General features: G+C 74.9%; 12 protein-coding genes and 1 pseudogene. 4 read left to right on the plus strand and 9 right to left on the minus strand.

Features of this window, described 5'->3' with window-relative positions; genetic code table 11:
* The first annotated feature begins 51 nt into the window (after nucleotides 1–51).
* On the plus strand, nucleotides 52–756 hold the full coding sequence (locus ACWGJO_RS24220; RefSeq protein ID WP_452186788.1) for a hypothetical protein: 705 nt from the start codon (nucleotides 52–54) through the stop codon (nucleotides 754–756).
* 23 nt (nucleotides 757–779) lie between these two features.
* On the opposite strand, the gene ACWGJO_RS24225 is transcribed toward ACWGJO_RS24220, so the two are convergent.
* The 4 genes from ACWGJO_RS24225 to ftsH form a co-directional block, all read right to left on the minus strand.
* Nucleotides 780–1547, minus strand: a complete 768-nt coding sequence (locus ACWGJO_RS24225; RefSeq protein WP_452186762.1) for an SDR family NAD(P)-dependent oxidoreductase — start codon at nucleotides 1545–1547, stop codon at nucleotides 780–782.
* Between the two features lie 174 nt (nucleotides 1548–1721).
* Nucleotides 1722–2702, minus strand: coding sequence for an ADP-ribosylglycohydrolase family protein (locus ACWGJO_RS24230; protein ID WP_452186764.1), 981 nt, complete (start codon nucleotides 2700–2702; stop codon nucleotides 1722–1724).
* Nucleotides 2699–3538 (minus strand): ammonia-dependent NAD(+) synthetase, encoded by an 840-nt coding sequence (nadE, locus tag ACWGJO_RS24235; RefSeq protein ID WP_452186766.1) that lies wholly within the window; start codon nucleotides 3536–3538, stop codon nucleotides 2699–2701. Before nadE ends, ACWGJO_RS24230 begins: the two co-directional genes overlap by 4 nt.
* Before the next feature lie 65 nt (nucleotides 3539–3603).
* A complete protein-coding gene (gene ftsH, locus ACWGJO_RS24240) occupies nucleotides 3604–5487 on the minus strand; it encodes an ATP-dependent zinc metalloprotease FtsH (protein ID WP_452186768.1) in 1884 nt (627 codons plus the stop codon).
* Nucleotides 5488–6274: 787 nt separating this feature from the next.
* On the opposite strand from ftsH, the gene ACWGJO_RS24245 reads away from it, so the two are divergent.
* Nucleotides 6275–6868, plus strand: coding sequence for a DUF1707 SHOCT-like domain-containing protein (locus ACWGJO_RS24245; RefSeq protein ID WP_452186770.1), 594 nt, complete (start codon nucleotides 6275–6277; stop codon nucleotides 6866–6868).
* A 111-nt stretch (nucleotides 6869–6979) separates the two neighbouring features.
* On the opposite strand, the gene ACWGJO_RS24250 is transcribed toward ACWGJO_RS24245, so the two are convergent.
* The 5 genes from ACWGJO_RS24250 to ACWGJO_RS24270 all read right to left on the minus strand — a co-directional run bounded on the left by ACWGJO_RS24250 (nucleotide 6980) and on the right by ACWGJO_RS24270 (nucleotide 13899).
* On the minus strand, nucleotides 6980–7687 hold the full coding sequence (locus ACWGJO_RS24250) for a mycothiol-dependent nitroreductase Rv2466c family protein (protein ID WP_401054577.1): 708 nt from the start codon (nucleotides 7685–7687) through the stop codon (nucleotides 6980–6982).
* Nucleotides 7688–7774: 87 nt separating this feature from the next.
* Nucleotides 7775–9364 (minus strand): alpha/beta hydrolase, encoded by a 1590-nt coding sequence (locus tag ACWGJO_RS24255; protein ID WP_452186772.1) that lies wholly within the window; start codon nucleotides 9362–9364, stop codon nucleotides 7775–7777.
* Nucleotides 9365–9975: 611 nt separating this feature from the next.
* Nucleotides 9976–10716 carry a DUF6461 domain-containing protein gene (locus ACWGJO_RS24260; protein WP_452186773.1) on the minus strand — a complete coding sequence of 247 codons (741 nt, stop codon included), beginning with the start codon at nucleotides 10714–10716 and terminating at the stop codon, nucleotides 9976–9978.
* A gap of 241 nt (nucleotides 10717–10957) precedes the next feature.
* Nucleotides 10958–12193, minus strand: a complete 1236-nt coding sequence (locus tag ACWGJO_RS24265) for a glycosyltransferase (RefSeq protein WP_452186775.1) — start codon at nucleotides 12191–12193, stop codon at nucleotides 10958–10960.
* A 269-nt stretch (nucleotides 12194–12462) separates the two neighbouring features.
* Nucleotides 12463–13899, minus strand: coding sequence for a purine-cytosine permease family protein (locus ACWGJO_RS24270; protein ID WP_452186777.1), 1437 nt, complete (start codon nucleotides 13897–13899; stop codon nucleotides 12463–12465).
* Nucleotides 13900–13970: 71 nt separating this feature from the next.
* On the opposite strand from ACWGJO_RS24270, the gene ACWGJO_RS24275 reads away from it, so the two are divergent.
* Together ACWGJO_RS24275 and ACWGJO_RS24280 are read left to right on the plus strand one after the other, a co-directional pair.
* Nucleotides 13971–14663 (plus strand): TetR/AcrR family transcriptional regulator, encoded by a 693-nt coding sequence (locus tag ACWGJO_RS24275; RefSeq protein ID WP_452186779.1) that lies wholly within the window; start codon nucleotides 13971–13973, stop codon nucleotides 14661–14663.
* Nucleotides 14664–14725: 62 nt separating this feature from the next.
* Nucleotides 14726–16195, plus strand: a pseudogene (locus ACWGJO_RS24280) (amidohydrolase); the annotation flags it as partial.
* Nucleotides 16196–16197: the final 2 nt, after the last annotated feature.

The following is a 16197-nucleotide window of genomic DNA, read 5'->3' on the forward strand; positions in this document are numbered from 1 at the left end:
CACCCCCGAGGGAGGAACCCCGTGCCGGCTCCCGTCCGCCGCGCCCCGGCCATGGCCGCGGCCGTCCTGCTCGCCGCCGCAGCCGCAGGCTGCTCGCCCGGCGGCGACCACGCCGCCAAGGGGGCCACGTCCGCCTCCGCCTCCGCCCCGGCCGCTGCGGGTGATGCCGCGGCGGCCGCCCCGCCCCTGGCCGCCGCGATCGTCACCGGACCCGGCCCGAAGGCGAGTTACGACGTCCAGCCGCAGCCCGCGCCGGGCAGCTGCCACTACCGCTACACCGCGGACAAGCAGCCGCTGCCCGACCCCTCCTGCACCCCGGGCGCGATCAGCCCGGCGGTGAACCCGGGCAACCTCAAGGACACCATCTGCAAGCAGGGCGGCTACACCTCGACCATCCGCCCGCCGTCGAACATCACGGGCAAGGAGAAGGCCGAGAACGCCAAGTCCTACGGCTACGACGGCCCGATGGGCGACGCCGAGTACGACCACCTGATCAGCCTCCAACTCGGCGGCGACCCCAACGACCCGCGCAACCTGTGGGTCCAGCCGCCCTCCCCCGGCCACGTCCCCGGCAAGGGCCCGAACAACCCCAAGGACTCGGTGGAGACCCACCTCCACACCGCGATCTGCAAGGGCCAGGTCACCCTGGCCGCCGCCCAGCAGGCGATCGCCACCGACTGGACGACCGCCGAGGCCAAGCTCGCCCTCCGCGCCGCATCCAGCCCGACCTCCGAGCCCGACGCCGACGGGGACTGACCGGCCGCCCCCGAAGCCCGGACTCAACGTCCCAGCACCGCACCGCCGTTGAGTCCGATCACCTGACCTGTCAGATACCCGGCGGCCGGGGAGGCGAGGTACGCGACCGCCTCGGCCACATCGGCCGGGGTGCCCGCCCGACCGACCAGGGTGTCCGCGACCTTCCGGGCGTGGAACTCCTCGCTCCAGCCGGCGCCGAAGATCTCGGTGCCCTCGATGTAACCCGGCGCGAGCACGTTCACCGTGATCCCGTCCGGCCCCAACTGCCGGGCCAGACCGAACGCCCAGCCGTGCAGCGCGGCCTTGGCGGCGGCGTACGAGCCCGCCGAGTGCGGGCCCGCGCCACCGCGCTGGGCCGCGGCCGAACTGACCACCACCAGCCGGCCGCCGGGACGGCGCAGCCCGTCCTGGAGCGCGGTGGTCAGCAGTACGGCGGTGAGCAGGTTGCCGTCCAGGTCCCGCCGCCAGGAAGCGGCCAGCGCGCCCAGGCTGCCGTCGGCCGGCGGGGTGACGATCGCACCCGCGTTGTTCACCAGCACGTCCACCGGCCCGAGTCCGGTGATCCGGGCCGCCGCCGCCTCGACCGCCGCCGGGGCGGTCAGATCGGCCGCGACCGGCACGACCCGCCCCGGACCGGCGGCCCGCTCGATCTCCTCCCGGGCCTGCTCCAGCACGGCCGGCCTGCGGCCCAGGATCACCACCCGGTACCCGTCCCCGGCCAACCGCGCCGCGATCGCCCGGCCTATCCCGGTACCGCCACCGGACACCACCGCGAGCCGATCCACCGTCATCACTTCGTCCCCCGCTCGTCAACCGGCCGCACGCCGGTCGCGCCGACCCCGGAATGGGCCGCACACCCCCATCGTGGCAGCCCCGCCCCTTGGCCCCCGCGCCGTACCCCGGCACCGTGGCCGGGCACGCGGGCGGGCGCGCTCCTCGCTCATCCGCCGGCGCCGGGCACCGCGTTACCGGTCGCGCCGGCGGGCACCCCCGCTGCCCCGATCCGCGCCACCGGCCTCCCAGGCCGCCAACCTCCGCGCCAGATCGAGCAGTTCGGGCGCGCGGAGCACTCGCCCGCCGAACCCGGGCAGCTCGACGTGCAGCGGCCCGGTCCAGCGCTCCGGGATCGCCGCCAGGCCGTACCGGGCACCGGCCAGGCCGCCGGTGACGGCGGCCACGGTGTCGGTGTCCCCGCCGAGGTCGATCGCGGCGCGCAGCGCCTGCTCGAAGCCCTCGGTGGTGCGCAGCGCCCAGACCGCCGAGCCGAGGCAGGGCCATACCGCGCCGTTGGCCTCGGTGGCGCGCTCCGGGTGCCAGTCGGGGGCGAGGACGGTGGCGTAGCGCTCCCGGTGGCCGGGGTCGACGTGGGCGAGGACGGCGGGGAGCTCGGCCAGCGGGTCGGCGCCGTGGAGCGCGAGCCGGACGAGCTCGTGGAAGATCGCCGAGCCCTCCCAGGCGGCCCCGTCCCCGTGGGTCAGCGCCGCGATGCGCCGGGCCGCGTCCATGGTGGCCCGCCGCCCGGCGCGGGCGAACGCGACGGCGGAGGTCGAGGCCCGCATCAGGGCGCCGTTGCCGGCGGCGCGCAGCGTGGTGTTGAAGTGGACGGCGGCGGCGAGGTCCCAGGGCAGGCCGCTGGTCAGGACGGCTTCCGTCTGGATGCCGATGTCCTGGGGGTCGGCGGCGGCCCAGCGGCGGAACCGGTCGAAGACGTCCGGGAGGTCCAGGCTTTCCCGCTCGATCAGGGACTCGGCGACCAGGACGGCCATCTGGGTGTCGTCGGTCGCCTCGCCGAGCCCCCAGCCGCCGCCCGCCACCAGGTCACCGGGGGTGTCCGGGAAGCGGGCGGAGAAGACGCCGGCCGGGCCGAACTCGTAGGGGGCACCGAGGGCGTCGCCGACGGCGGCCCCGAGGACGGCCCCGGCGGCGCGCTCGTCGGGGCCGGTCATGCCACGGGCGGGACGACCGGCAGGTTGCGCTTGTGCTCGGTGCGGCGGTAGTGGCCGAGGACGGTGCGGAAGACGTCCTCGCTGACCGGCAGGCCCTCCAGGAAGTCGTCCAGTTCGTCGTAGCCGACCCCGAGGGCGTCCTCGTCGGGGCGGCCGGGGGCGAGGTTCTCCAGGTCCGCGGTCGGGACCTTCTTGACCAGCTCGGCCGGTGCGCCCAGCGCCTCGGCGATCGCCCGCACCTGCCGCTTGGTCAGGCCGGACAGCGGCATCACGTCGGCCGCGCCGTCGCCGAACTTGGTGAAGAAGCCGACGGCGGCCTCGGCGGCGTGGTCGGTGCCGACGACCAGCCCGCCCTTGGCGCCCGCCGCCGCGTACTGGGCCACCATCCGCTGGCGGGCCTTGACGTTGCCGCCGACGAAGTCCTCGTGGCCGTGGTCGGTGTAGGTCAGGCCGGCCGTCTTCAGAGCGGCGAGCGCGCCGTCGGTGGCGGGCTTGACGTCGACGGTCAGCACCTCGTCGGCGCGGATGAAGCCGAGCGCGAGCTGGGCGTCCGCCTCGTCAGCCTGGACACCGTACGGCAGCCGCATCGCGGTGAAGGTCACCTGGCGGCCCTCGGCCCGCAGCCGCTCGACGGCGAGCTGGCAGAGCCGTCCGGCGGTGGTGGAGTCGACGCCGCCGCTGATGCCCAGCACCAGGCTGCGCGCGCCGGTGGTCCGCACCTGCTCGGCCAGGAACTCCACCCGGCGCTCGGCCTCCGTCGCGGGGTCCGGCACGGGCGCGACCCCGAGGGCACGGGCGATCTCCCGCTGGACGTCGGCGGGCAGGGGCTCGGTCATTCCGACTCCTCGGGACGGTGGTGGGTGGCGCGGTCACGAGGATACGACCACCGGCGATGCGGCCGTCACGGGCGGGGGGTCTCCCCCGGCCCGTCCGCGTCCGCCGGCCCGTCCGCGTCCGCCGCCCTGTCCACGTCCGCCGGCCCGTCCGGCTTCCGCAGCGAGACCGGCCGCTCGGGGCCCGGCGCCGGGTGCGTCAGGATGTCGAGCACCACCGCGCCGTCCACCGTCTCCTGGGCCACCAGCAGCGCGGCCAGCTCGTCCAGGTGGTGCCGGTGCTCGGTGAGCAGGCCGAGGGCCCGCCGCTCGGCCTGGCGCAGCAGGCCGGCCACCGCCTCGTCCACGGCGCGCTGGGTCTGCTCGGAGTACGGGCGGCGCAGCAGGTCCTCGGGGCTGTCGCCGAGGTAGTGCGGGGTGCCGCTGGAGTAGCCGACCGGCCCGAGCTCCGGGGAGAGGCCGAATTCCCGGACCATCCGGGTGGCGACCGAGGTGGCGTTGGCGAGGTCGTTGGCGGCGCCCGTGGAGCCTTCGCCGAAGACCACCAGTTCCGCCGCGCGGCCGCCGAGCTGGACGGTGAGCAGGTCGGTCAGGTAGCCCTCGCTGTACAGGTGCCGCTCGGCCTCGGGCAGTTGCTCGGTGGCGCCGAGGGCGACGCCGGCCGGGAGGATGGTCACCTTGGCGACCGGGTCGGCGCGCTCGCACAGCGCGGCCATCAGGGCGTGCCCGGACTCGTGCACCGCGACGGCGTGCCGCTCCTCGGGCAGCAGCGCGTTGGAGGACTCCCGGCGGCCGAGCAGCACCCGGTCGCGGGCGGTGTCGAGGTCGTCGGCGGTGAGGGTGGCCCGGTCGGCGCGCACAGCGTTGATGGCGGCCTCGTTGACCAGGTTGGCGAGGTCGGCGCCGGAGAAGCCGGGGGTGCCGCGGGCGAGCCGTCCGAGGTCGACGTCCGGGGACAGGGTCTTGCCGCGGGAGTGCACGGCGAGGATGGCGGCCCGCTCGGCCTGGTTGGGCAGCGGGACGGTGACCTGCCGGTCGAAGCGGCCGGGCCGCAGCAGGGCCGGGTCGAGGGCGTCCGGGCGGTTGGTGGCGGCGATGACGACGATGCCGGTGCTCTGGTCGAAGCCGTCCATCTCGGCGAGCAGCTGGTTCAGGGTCTGCTCGCGCTCGTCGTTGCCGCCGAACCGGGTGCCGCCCGCGCGCCGGCCGCCGACGGCATCGATCTCGTCGATGAAGATGATCGACGGTGCGCGTTTGCGGGCCTCGTCGAAGAGGTCGCGGACCCGGGAGGCGCCGACGCCGACGAACATCTCCACGAAGCCGGAGCCGGTCACCGACAGGAAGGGCACCGAGGCCTCGCCGGCGACCGCCCGGGCCAGCAGGGTCTTGCCGGTGCCCGGCGGCCCGACCATGATCACCCCACGTGGCCCCTTGGCCCCGGCGGCGGCGTACCGCTCCGGGCTGCGCAGGAAGTCGACCACCTCGCTGACCTCCTGCTTCACCCCCTCGTACCCGGCCACGTCGGCGAAACCGGTGTCCGGCCGCTCGGCCTCGATGATCTTGGCCCGGGACCGCCCGATGGCGCTCAGGCCGCCGCCCAGCGAGCGGGCGGCCATCCGGCCGGACCAGAGGAAGAGCGCACCGAAGATCAGCAGCGGCAGGAACAGCAGCAGGGTCGACCAGATCGAGCCGCTGCTGCTCCGGCTGCCGGTGACGGCCACGTGGTGGTCGGCGAGCGCGCTGCTGAGCCGGGAGGTGTCCAGGGCGGTGGGGATCTGGCTGGTGAAGTGGGTGCCGTCCTTGAGCGTGCCGCTCACCCCGCCGGTGTCGTTGACGTTCACGGTCTGCACCTGGCCGGAGTCCACCCGGCTCACGAAGTCGGAGTAGCCGTAGCGCGTGCCGGGCTTGCCGGAACTGGAGAAGAGCACCAGCAGGAGCATCGTGACCAGCACCGCGACGGGCAGCAGCCAGCGGCGCCACGACGGCGGAGGCGGAGCTTTGGCCGGGCCGCCGGGGCCCTGGTTCCGGCCCTGGCCGGGGCCCTGCCCGGGGCCCTGCCCGGGGCTCGGGCCTCGCGGCTGGCCCCAGCTCTGCCTCGGGCGCGGGCCCGGGTCGGAGTCGCGGTCGGCGCCGGAACCGGGGCCGGAACCGGGTCCCCGGTCGGAGCCGGGGTCGGCGCCGGGGCTGGAACCGGGACCGGGTGGAGTCGCGGAGTGACGGACAGCGCGCAGCCGGATTCGTACGATCATCCACGCTCACCGCCTCTCGGGGGGGCCGAACAGCCTCCGCCCCTCCATGGTCGGACGGTCCGGGCCCGGACGGGAGCCCGAAGGGGGTGGCAACGGTCCACTCGGGGGAGAGCGACCCGCTCGGCGCCACGGCCCGCAGCGCCGGATCGGGCTCGGGCGGCGGGCTCGGCGGCGGGCTCGGCGTCGGCACGGGAGGCGGACTCGGGCAGGTCGAAGGCCGGTCCGGTACGTGGGAGCGGGCCGTCGCGAACGGTTCGCGGAAGCCGGCCGGGCGCTTCCACCGCACCCGGCGAAGCCTTCGCCCGGCCGCTCCGGCCGAGGCGGCCGCGTCCTCGACGGCCCTTCGACCCGCGTCCTCGGCCGTCCCCTCCGACCGTCCCCGCCGGCCGCTTCTTCGGCCGCTCCTCCGGGCGCGCTCAAGGATCCTCGGGCTGTGCGGAGTTGGCGATCGAGCCGCCCACCAGGACGATTCGTGACCTAGAGTAGCCGCATGGTCAACGAGGAACTGCCAGCCCTGCACAAGACGCCCGAGGCCGCCGTGGAACCCCGGGCCGGGGACAGCGACCGGGAGGCGGTGGCCGAGCAGTTGCGGGTCGCCGCCGGTGACGGCCGCATCGACCTCGGGGAATTGGAGGAGCGGCTCGACCGCACCTACGCCGCGCGGACGTACGGCGAACTCGACATCCTGGTGGCCGACCTCGGCGGCCGGGTGGAGGCCCGGGAGGCGTCCGCGGCGGAGGAGGTCCTCACACTCCGGCCCCGGATGAACAACATGGTGCAGAGCGGCCGCTGGTCCGTGCCCCGCCGGATCGTCGCGGAGACCAAGATCTCGCTGCTCACGGTCGACTTCACCGAGGCCGTGTGCCCCCACCAGGAGATCACGGTCGAGGCGTCGACCGGCATGGGCCACATCCGGCTGATCGTCCCGCGCGGCTGGGGCGTACGGATCGACCCGTCGAGCACCAACACCGGAAACATCGTCAACAAGGCCGCCGAGCAGGCGGAGCCGGGCGCCCCGGTGCTGACCGTGATCGGCCACCCCCGGTCGGGGCCGATCAGGATCAAGCAGCGCCGCCGGGGCTGACGGGCGGAGGCCGGGCCCGCGGCAGTCCTCCGTCCGTGCGGGCACCGAGGGGGCACGTTGCGGGCACGGCGAGGGCACGGCGAGGGCTCGGCGCGGCCTCCGCCGGGTGGCTCAGGAGAAGTCGAGCCCGCCCGTCCGGGTCCGCTTGAGCTCGAAGAACTTCGGGTACCCGGCCAGCAGCCGCACGCCCTCGAAGACCCGTACGGCGTCCTCGCCCCGCGGGATGGCGCTCAGCACCGGACCGAAGAAGGCGACGCCGTCCACGTGGATGGTCGGCGTGCCGACCTCCTCGCCGACCGGGTCCATGCCCTCGTGGTGGCTCTTGCGCAGGGCCTCGTCGTACGCGGTGCTGTTCGCCGCCTCGGCCAGCTCCTCCGGCAGCCCCGCTGCCACGAGCGCCTCGCGGATGACGGCGTCGTCGGCCTCGCGGTCCTGGTCGTGCAGTCGGGTGCCGAGCTCGGTGTACAGCTCGCGCAGCACCTGCGGACCGTGCTGTTCGGCGGCGGCGATGCAGACCCGCACGGGGCCCCAGCCGGTGGTCATCAGGCGCTGGTAGCGCTCGGGCAGGTCGGTGCGGCCCTCGTTGAGGACGGACAGGCTCATCACCCTGAAGTTCAGGTCGAGTTCGCGCTGCCGATCGACCTCCAGGATCCACCGGGAGGTTATCCAGGCGAAGGGGCAGACGGGGTCGAAGTAGAAGTCGACCTTGACGGTGTCGCTGTCGGCCCGGTGGCCGTTGTCGAGGTGCTGGTCGAGGTGCTGGGCAAGCTGTTGGGCGGGCGCGCCGGTCGTCATATCGTTCGTCACATCGTTCGTCACACCGGAGAGGCTAGTGGACCGAGTGGCCCACTCTCCAGAGCCAATCGACAGCTGCCGCAGTGGGCCACTTTCCCGCCGCCCGGCCACTCAGCCGCACGTCGTCCCGTCCGCCGGCACCGTGCCGTCCAGGAGGTAGGCGTCCACGGTCTGCTTCAGGCACGGGTTGCCGGTGTTGTAGCCGCCGTGCCCCTCGCCCTGCAGGGTGACGGTGATGCCGACGCCCGCGCCGAGCTGCTCCGCCATCGTGCGGGCGCCCTCCACCGGGGTCGCCGGGTCGCCGGTGGTGCCGACCACCAGGACCGGGGCGGCGCCCGGCGCGGAGACCTCCGGGTGGGCGGCCCTGCCCGGGACGGGCCAGCCGGTGCAGGCGGTCAGGCCCCAGGCGGTGAAGGACCCGAACACCGGGGAGGCGGCACGGAACTGCGGCAGCTGCTGCTGCACGTCCTGGTCGGAGTAGCGCTGCCGGGCGTCCACGCAGTTGATCGCCCGGTTCGCGGCGTTCAGGTTGGTGTAGTGCCCCTGCGCGTCTCGCCCGTTCAGCCGGTCGGCGAGCTGGAGCAGCGTGTCGCCGGTCCCCAGCTCCATCGCCTCGGTGAGCCCGGTGGCCAGCGCGGGCCAGGTCCCCTGGCTGTACAGGGCGGCCACGATACCGGTGACGGCCAGGCTCTCGGTGAGCTGCCGCCCCTGCTTGGTGGGCAGCGGCGACTGCGCCAGCTTCTGCACCAGTGCCTCGACCTTCGCGCTGCCGTCGTCGCCGCCCGCACCGGTCGGACAGGCGGTCCCGGCCTGGGCGGCGCAGGCCTTCATGAAGTCGCCGAGAGCGAGCTGGAAGCCCTGGGCCTGGCCGAGCGCGGACTGCTGCGGGTCCTTGGTCGGATCGACCACCGAGTCCAGCACCATCCGTCCGACCTGCTGCGGGAACAGGTGCGCGTAGACGCCGCCGAGCTGGGTGCCGTAGCTGATGCCGAAGTAGGAGAGCTTCTGGTCGCCCAGCACCTGCCGCATCAGGTCCAGGTCGCGCGCCGCGCTCTCGGTGTCCACGTACGGCAGCACCGCGCCGGAGTTGTGCTCGCAGGCGGCGGCGAAGCCCGCGTTGTCGGCGTCCAGGGCCTTCACCGCTTCGGGGGTTTCGGGGGTGCTGTCGGCGGCGGTGGCGGCGTCCATCGCCCGGTCGTCCAGGCATGTCACCCCGGCGCTGGCACCGACTCCGCGCGGGTCGAAACTCACCAGGTCGTAGCGGGAGTTGAGGGAGCTGTAGCTCGCGGCGAGGGCGGGCAGGGCGGCCACGCCGGAGGCGCCGGGGCCACCGAAGTTGAACAGCAGCGAGCCGATCCGGTGCTCCTCGTCCTTGGCCCGGCTGCGGATCAGCGCGAGGTCGACCGTCGTACCGTCCGGCTTGCCGTGGTCCAGCGGGGCCTTGAGGGTGGCGCACTGCCAGTCCTCGGCGGCGGGCGCGGTGCCGCTGCCCTGGGCGCTGGTGGGGGCGGAGCAGGCGTGCCAGTCCAGCTGTTGGGCGGCCGCTCCGGTGGCGGCGCCGGTCCCCGTCCCCGCGCCGCCGGCCGCGGAGGTGGGCGCGGGCTCGGCGGCGGAGGAGCCGTCGCCCTGACAGCCGGTGGCGGCGGTGAGCAGCAGGGCGGCCAGGCCGAACGCTCCGGCGCCGCGGACGACGGTGTGCATGGGGTGGGTCCACCTCTCGGGTCGGTTGGCGCTCGGCACGCGGCCTCGGGCCGGCCGGACGCCCCGGCGCTCGGCGGGACGGCGTACGCCCGACGCTCGGTTCGTCGACGCACCACAGACCCTAGGGGCCGGATCCCGCGGATGCCTGGTGGAACCCCCTGGACGGGGGCGTGCGCCGAACCGGATTCCACCGGCCGACCGGGTGAAGGACGGGGCCGCACGGCCCGACTGCGGAGGCTCGCGACGACGGTGGGGGCGCGTCTCCCCGGCCCCCGTCCTGCCCTGGCCCTGCCGATCGGCAGGGCCACCGGCGGGATTGCGCCTCGGGAACCTCCCGATCGGCACATGTGCGACGAGCAGCCGGCGCGCAAGGATGACGGCCATCGGGGCCCCGCCGGTGGGGCCCGGAAAGGAACCCTGCCGTGACCACCCTGTTCCCGTCGCTTCCGGGCCTGCCGCTCCCGTTCCCGCAGCTCCCGTTCCTGTCGCTCCCGTTCCTGTCGGTCCCGCGTCTGAGGTTCGCCCTGCCCTCCGTCCGCCGGGTCCTCCTCCGCGCCCGCGTCAACGCTTCGTGGGCCATCGGTGCTGCGGGGCACCGGCACAGCACCCCCTCAGCGCAGCGCCATGCCCGGGGTTCCCCGCACCGCGTACGCCGGCAGGCGCAGCCCGCCGAGGGCGGCCCGGGGCAGGCTCAGCCCGAAGCGCCGCTCGACGGCACCGAGGGCGCGGCGGCGGGCGTCCCCTTCGGGCTCACGCCCGGGGTCGCGGGGGGTCACGCCGTCGGCCTCCAGGACTCCGGCGGCGACCAGGTCCGGCACCAGCAGGTCCGGCTCCTGGCCCCAGCGCCAGCGTTCCTCGCCCAGACCGAAGCCGCACAGCACGGCGCCGTCCCGGGCGTAGTCGAGCAGGGCCGGCCGCTGCTCCGGCATCGGGCGGAAGTGCACCACCTCGACGCCCTCGCGCGCTATCTCGATGAGCAGTTCGCCGCCCGTGGAGTCGCCGTACTCGATCGCGAACGACCAGCCGGCACAATCGCCGACCCGGATCACGCCGTCGCCGTCGTCACCGGGGCGGTAGACCTCGATGTCCAGGTCCCGGATCTCGGTGTCGCTGATCGGCTCGGTCGCGGTGGCCGGGTCGGCGCCCATCCGGCGGGCGAGCTCCTGGGGCGTGATCCCCCGGGCGAAGACGACGCCGCCGACCTCACCGTCCGGGTCGGGTCCGGCCGTTGACGGTCGGCCGGTCGACCGGCGCCCCGTTGACGGTCGGCCCGTGGCCGGCCGGCCGATGTCGGCGAGCCACTGGATGCCGTCCCCGTCCTGTCCCACTCCCCCGTGCGTACCGTCGGTCATGCCGCCCTCCCCTCGCGCATGGCCTGCGGTGACCGGGCGCGCAAGTGGGCACCCTAACCGACCCTGCCGACACCCGGCCGCCGGTCGCCGGATCAATGCCGGAACCGGCCGTGCGCGGGCCGACACCCCCCCTGATCGATCGGAAGGAGACCGATCCGGAATCGAACTCACCCGGCCCGCACGGCCGTTCACCGGGTGCCACCGTTCACCCGGCACCTGCGCGGCCCGGTTCCCCGGACACTCACCCGGACCCGGCGGGCACCTTCCGGCCCGCGGCTTCGAACAGCAGCTTCGCGGCCACCGTCGCCCCGTCGGTGCGGATGGCGCCGGCCACGTCCCCCGCCCGCGCCCGGGTCCCGGGCGCCAGGGCCGTACCGAGCGCGGCGGAGAGCGAGTCTACGGTCGGCATCCGGTCGAGGTGGGCCGCGCCGATGCCCAACTCGGCGACCCGGGCGGCCCAGTACGGCTGGTCGGCGATCCGGGGGACGACCACCTGCGGCGCGCCCGCCACGGCCGCGGTCGTCGTGGTGCCGGCGCCGCCGTGGTGGACGACGGCGGCCACCCTGCGGAACAGGGCCTGCTGGTTCACCTCGCCGACGACATGGCAGTCCTCGCGGTCGTCGACCGGGGTGAGCCCGGCCCAGCCACGGGCGAGCAGCACCCGGCGGCCGTGCGCACGGCTCGCCTCGACGGCCACCCGCGCGATGCCCTCCGGGGCGTGCGCGGCCATGCTGCCGAAGCCGACGTACACGGGTGGTTCACCGGCGTCCAGGAACGCCTCCAGGTCGGCCGGGAGCGGGCGGTCGTCGGGGAGGATCCACGCCCCGGTCGGCACCACGTCGAGTTCCGTCATGCCCTCCGACGGGCACAGGGTCGGATCCGCCGCCAGCCATGGCCGCTCGGTGAAGACGTGGTCGCGGACGTTCTCCACCGGCGGCAGACCGATGGCCGCCCGGTGGTCGTTGAGCGCCTCCCGGTACAGCCCGTTGACCCGCTGGGCGTCCTGCTCCCAGAGCTTCCGGTAGTCGGTCTCCTCCTGCGGGGACGGCGTGCCCGGCCGCCGGCCGGGCCGGAAGTGCCGCGAGGGCAGTCCGAAGATGTGGAAGCAGGCCAGCACGTAGTGGAGGCCGAGCTTCTCCGCGACGTCCCGCGCCCCGGCCGGCATCAGGCCGGTCGCCAGCAGCACGTCGCAGCCCTCGGCCGCCGCGGTCAGCGTCTCGAACCTCGCGCCGACCAGCTCGCGGGCCAGCCGGAACGCGTCCTCCGCCGTCGGCGGCCTGGGACCGGCGACGATCGAGCGCACCGACGGGCCGAGCGGCACCAGCGGCACCCCGACCCTCGCCAGCAGAGCCGCGAACTCCTCGTCCGGCGGCGCGCACACCCGTACCTCCGCGCCGAGCCCCCGCAGCGCCGCCGCCAGCCCCGCCAGCGGCTCGACATCCCCGCGCGATCCCCATGTCGTCATCAACACGCGCATTTCACGACTCCCGTTTCCGCAGGTCATGGCCTTACGGTCGGGATTCTGCGCCACGACCGGGGCCTTGCCGCAAGCCCCGGGTCACGCTGTAGCTTGATAGTGGCAGGGGGATCGACTCTCCTTGCCGTTTCCTCTGGCCACCCGGTCCCACCCGCTCCCCCGAACCGGCCGAACCGGCCGCACCGCTCGGCCACCCGCCATGAGCGGGCGGCCAGGCGGGCAAGCAGGCGGGCGGGCTGGCGACCGGCAGCCCGGCACACCGCCGCGCGCTACACTCCACGCCGACGCATCAGCACCCCGTACAGCACCGCGGCCACCACCACACCCGCCGGCAACGCCAGATCCACCCCGGCCAACGCCGCCAACGGACCCGTATAGAGCGTGTCCACACCGAGCGCCGCTGCCGTGACGCCGCCCGCGAGGGCGATGGCGCCGGCCGGGTTGACACCGGCGCGGTACCAGAAGGGACTGCCGGGGCTCTCGTCGCCGAGGGCGCGGCCGTCGTAGCGGTTGCGGCGCAGCAGGATGTCGGTGGCGTAGACGGCGGTGCTGGGGCCGAGGAGGACGACGGTCAGCTGGAGGACGTTGCTGACGGTGTCGAGGAAGTTGGAGACCAGCAGGGCGTACAGCGTCAGCGAGACCGCGACCGCGCCGTCCACCAGCACGCTGAGGGTGCGGCGGATGCGGATTCCGACGGCCTGGAGGGCGAGGCCCGCGCTGTAGGCGGTGAGGGCGTTGACCGCGATGGTGCCGACCACGAGGGAGAGCAGGAAGACGGGGTTGAACCACCCGGGCAGGATCTGCCGGAGGGCGGCCTGCGGGTCGGTCATGTCGACGGCGGAGGCGCCGAGCACGCCGAGGCCGCCGACCACCACGCTGGGCAGGAAGCCGCCGAGGGCCGTCCACCCGAGGACCGCTCGCGGGGCGGTGGTCGCGGGCAGGTAGCGGGAGAAGTCCGCGCTGGTGGTGTACGAGAGCGGGCCGGAGGCGATCAGGGTGACGCCGGCCAGGACGGCCGCCCAGAGCCGTCCGCCGGTGAGCGGTTCGGGCTGGCTCCAGGCGAGGTCGGCGTGGGTGACGATCGCGTAGCCGACCACCGCGAACGCCGCTGTGAGGGCGAGGGTGATCGGCAGGTAGAGCCGGACGATCACGGCGTGCCCGTACACGCTGATGGTGAGGGTCAGCACGACGATCGCGACCACGATGGTGATCTTGATCGGGGTGGTCGGGGTGATTCCCGCCTCCTCGGCGAGCGAGAAGGCGGCGACGGCGGCCGCGGCGAGGTTCAGCGCGAAGTAGCAGACCGAGATCATCCAGCCGGTGACGGCATTGTTCACCCGGTTGCCCCGGATGCCGTACATGGCGCGGGTGATCACCTCGCTGGGCGCGCCGGCTGCCGGTCCGGAGACCGCGAGCAGGCCGGTGCCCAGCCAGAACAGGTTGCCGAGGACGACCACGGCGAAGGCCTGCCAGAGGTCGAGGCCGCTCAGGACGAGGGCGCCGCCGACCACCAGGTTGAGGTAGTTGACGCTGGCCGCGGCCCAGACCGGGAACAGTTCGCGGGCGCGCCCGCGCCGCTCGGTATCGGGGATGTGGTCGATGCCGTGGACCTCGACCCGGCCGCCCCGTTCCTGCCGGGGCGGGGCGGCCGGGTGCGGGGGTAGGTCCGGGGAATTGCGGGGGTGGTCCGGGAGCGTGGACGCCATTGGGGGCCCTCCGTGGGGGTGTCGTGCCCACCTGCTTGCTTATTGGTCGCACACTCAATAGCATCCGGAACATGACGTCAAGCGTTCAGCGCAAGCGGGTTCGCAAGTCCCCCGAGGACCGCCGGGCGGAGATCGTCGGCGCCGCGGCCGAGGTCGCCCTCACCGAGGGACTGGAGTGCATCACCCTGCGCCGGATCGCCGAGCAACTCGACGTCCGGCCCGGCCTGATCAGCCACTACTTCCCCGCCGTCGAGGACCTCGTCGCCGAGGCCTTCGGCAGCGCAGCCACCGCGGAGCTGGAGGCACTGCTGCCCACCGAGCCGCCGGACGGGTCCGCGCTGCGACACCTGGCGCGCTTCTTCGCCCGCACCACCGGCCCGTCCTACGACGACATGAGCCGGCTCTGGCTCAACGCCCGCCACCTCAGCCGCTACCGCCCCGTCCTGCGCGAGCGCGTACTCGACCAGGAGAACGGCTGGCGCGGCCGACTCGGCGGTGTCATCGCCACCGGGGTCGAGCAGGGCGAATTCCGCACCGAAGACCCGGTGCTGACGGCCGTTCGGATCCTTGTCGTGATCGACGGCCTGGCCGTCCACGCCAACACCGGACTGCGCGACCACCCGTCCTCCGTCACCCGGCTCGCCGCCGCCACCGCCGAACGCGAACTGGGCCTGGCCTACGGCACGCTGAACCCCGCGGACACCACGAGCCCGGCGGACGCGCCCACGCCCCCCGCTCCCGCCCCGGTCGCCGAGCAGTCCTGACCGAAGCCTCCGCACCCCCGCAACCCCACCCCGCCCCCACCCGCAGCACCGCTGGAGCCGAAGTGCGCACCTCCCTGGTCCTCCTCTCCGCCCGTCTGCTCGACCCCGCCTCGGGCGGTTTCCTCCCGCAGACCGCCCTCGCCGTCGTGGACGGCCGGATCGCCGCCCTCGGCGACGACCGCACCGTCCGCGAACTCGCCGACCCCACGACCACGGTGATCGACCTCAAGGGCGCCGTGGTCACCCCCGGCCTGGTGGACGGCCATCTGCATCCGGTCACCGGCGCCGAGCTCACCCACGGCCTGGACCTCTCCGCCTGCACCGACCTGGCCGGCGTCCGCGCCGCCCTCGCCGCCGAGGCCGCGCGCCTCGCCCCCGGCGCCTGGTTGCACGCCTGGGGTCTGGACCCGAACGTCTTCGGCGACCGTCCGGTGGAGTCCGCCGCCCTCGCGTCCGTCCTGGACGGAGTCCCGGCGCTGCTCCAGCTCTTCGACGCCCACTCGATGCTCGCCAGCCCGCGCGCCCTGGAGCTGGCCGGCGTGGACGGCCCGCGCAGCTTCGACCAGGCCGCCGAGGTGGTCTGCGACGCCGAGGGCCGCCCCACCGGCCTGCTGCTGGAGGACGCCGCCTGCGAGCTGGTCGAGCGCGCCGCCCCCCGGCCCACCCGCGCCGAGCGCCGCGACCGCCTCGCCGTCGCGCTGCGCGCCGTGGCCGCCACCGGCCTCACCGGCGGCCACGCGATGGACGCCAACGGCGACAGTCTCGACCTCTACGCCGACCTGGACGAGGCGGGCGAGCTGCCGCTGCGGCTGCGCGTCGCCCCCTGGTGCCAGCCCGGCGTGGACGCGGACGGGCTGCGCGCGCTGATCGCGCAGCAGGACCGGGGCGGTCGGCTCTGGCGGGTGGACGGCGTCAAGCTGTTCATGGACGGCACGATCGACAACGGGACGGCCTGGCTGGAACGCCCGGACTGCCACGGCGAGTCCACCCACGCCTTCTGGCCGGACCCGGCGCACTACACCCACGTCATCGGGGAGCTGCACCGCGCCGGGATCCCGACCGCCACCCACGCGATCGGCGACGCCGCGGTCCGGCACGCGCTCGACTCGATCGAGAAGGCGACGACGACCGAGCCGACGAACGCGGCAAGGAACGCGGCAAGGAACGCGGCGGCGAACGGGGGCACGACGCCCGGGACCTCCCCCGTGCGGCACCGGATCGAGCACATCGAGACCGTTCCGGACCCGGTGGTCCGGCGGTTCGCCGAGCTGGGCGTGATCGCCTCCATGCAACCCACCCACTGCTGCGACTTCACCCGCGCCGACCACACCGACAACTGGTCCCGCCGCCTCGGCGAGGAGCGGGCCGACCGCGCGTGGCGCTGCCGGGACCTCTGGGACGCGGGCGCCACCGTCGTCCTCGGCTCGGACTGGCCGATCGCCCCCTACCCGCCGCTGGGCGGCATGGCGGGCGCCCGCCCCCGCCCCCCCACCCCCGCCCAGAGCCAGGCCCCGCACAACCCCGGCCCGGCGCT

The organism is Kitasatospora sp. NPDC054795, assembly GCF_053611565.1.

Bases quoted from the DNA above. Each gene is read 5' to 3' on its own strand.
- ACWGJO_RS24255 (WP_452186772.1), bottom strand. From the start codon at position 9,364: ATGCACACCGTCGTCCGCGGCGCCGGAGCGTTCGGCCTGGCCGCCCTG.
- ACWGJO_RS24220 (WP_452186788.1), top strand. From the start codon at position 52: ATGGCCGCGGCCGTCCTGCTCGCCGCCGCAGCCGCAGGCTGCTCGCCC.
- ACWGJO_RS24230 (WP_452186764.1), bottom strand. From the start codon at position 2,702: ATGACCGGCCCCGACGAGCGCGCCGCCGGGGCCGTCCTCGGGGCCGCC.
- ACWGJO_RS24245 (WP_452186770.1), top strand. From the start codon at position 6,275: ATGGTCAACGAGGAACTGCCAGCCCTGCACAAGACGCCCGAGGCCGCC.
- ACWGJO_RS24260 (WP_452186773.1), bottom strand. From the start codon at position 10,716: ATGACCGACGGTACGCACGGGGGAGTGGGACAGGACGGGGACGGCATC.
- ACWGJO_RS24265 (WP_452186775.1), bottom strand. From the start codon at position 12,193: ATGCGCGTGTTGATGACGACATGGGGATCGCGCGGGGATGTCGAGCCG.
- ACWGJO_RS24225 (WP_452186762.1), bottom strand. From the start codon at position 1,547: ATGACGGTGGATCGGCTCGCGGTGGTGTCCGGTGGCGGTACCGGGATA.
- nadE (WP_452186766.1), bottom strand. From the start codon at position 3,538: ATGACCGAGCCCCTGCCCGCCGACGTCCAGCGGGAGATCGCCCGTGCC.
- ACWGJO_RS24270 (WP_452186777.1), bottom strand. From the start codon at position 13,899: ATGGCGTCCACGCTCCCGGACCACCCCCGCAATTCCCCGGACCTACCC.
- ACWGJO_RS24275 (WP_452186779.1), top strand. From the start codon at position 13,971: ATGACGTCAAGCGTTCAGCGCAAGCGGGTTCGCAAGTCCCCCGAGGAC.